The 957-nt window shown below is 64.8% G+C and carries 1 protein-coding gene; it reads right to left on the bottom strand.

Annotation, left to right across the window (positions count from 1 at the left end):
- On the bottom strand, positions 1–956 hold a 956-nt coding region (locus tag O4220_RS27690), incomplete at its 3' end, for an acyl-ACP desaturase (protein ID WP_032377482.1).
- Position 957 lies beyond the last annotated feature (1 nt).

Below are 957 nucleotides of genomic sequence, written 5' to 3'. Positions count from 1 at the left end.
TACGACGCGCGTGCTTCGGCCTTGGCGCGTTCGCGGGCGAGGGAGCGGTCTCGCATTTCCTCGAACTTGGTGGCTTGGCGTTCGAGGTCTTCGAGGAACGCGGCGAGTTCTTCGCGCTTGTTCTCGCCGCGGGCGGTGAAGTCGTTGCGCTCGAAGACGTTCCACTTGCGTAGTACCGGCCAGACGACGTCCTCGAGGTGCTGACGCAGATCGTAGATACCGTGCTTGGCCATGAGCACACCGTTGCGGCGGAAGTTCGGCATCCCGGCACCGGGCATGACGAAGTTGGTCACGATGTCCGAGACGGCCTGCAACGTCTGATCGGGGGAGATGTCCATCGCCGCGCCGGTGATGTTGCGGTAGAAGATCATGTGCAGGTTCTCGTCGGCGGCGATGCGCTGGAGCATCCGGTCGGCGATCGGATCGTCGCAGACCTTGCCGGTGTTGCGGTGCGAGACGCGGGTGGCCAGTTCCTGGAAGGTGACGTACGCGACCGAGTGCAGCAGACCGACCTGCGATCCGGCGGGTGAGGCGTAGCCGTTGGTCATGTGGATCATGCGGGCTTCTTCGAGGGCGACGGGGTCGACGCCGCGGGTGACGACGAGGTAGTCGCGCATGACGATGCCGTGGCGGTTCTCTTCGGCGGTCCAGCGGCCGACCCAGGTGCCCCAGGCACCGTCGCGGGAGAAGTTCTCGGCGATCTCACGGTGGTAGGAGGGCAGGTTGTCCTCGGTGAGCAGGTTGGTGATCATCGCGGCTTGGGCGACGTCGGAGAGCTTGGACTGTTCGGGGTCGTAGTCCTGGCCGCCGAGGGCGGCGAAGTTGCGGCCTTCGTCCCACGGCACGTAGTCGTGGGGATGCCATTCGCGCGCCATCGTGATGTGACGGTTCACGTTGTCTTCGGCAGTGGGTACCAGCTCCTGCAGAAGCTCGAGCTGTGTCAGATCCCTCGCCATT

This window comes from Rhodococcus ruber (assembly GCF_027270735.1).
GTDB lineage: Bacteria > Actinomycetota > Actinomycetes > Mycobacteriales > Mycobacteriaceae > Rhodococcoides > Rhodococcoides rubrum_A.
Note: the sequence above shows the minus strand (reverse complement) of the source record. Positions and strands in the feature narration are given on the sequence as shown.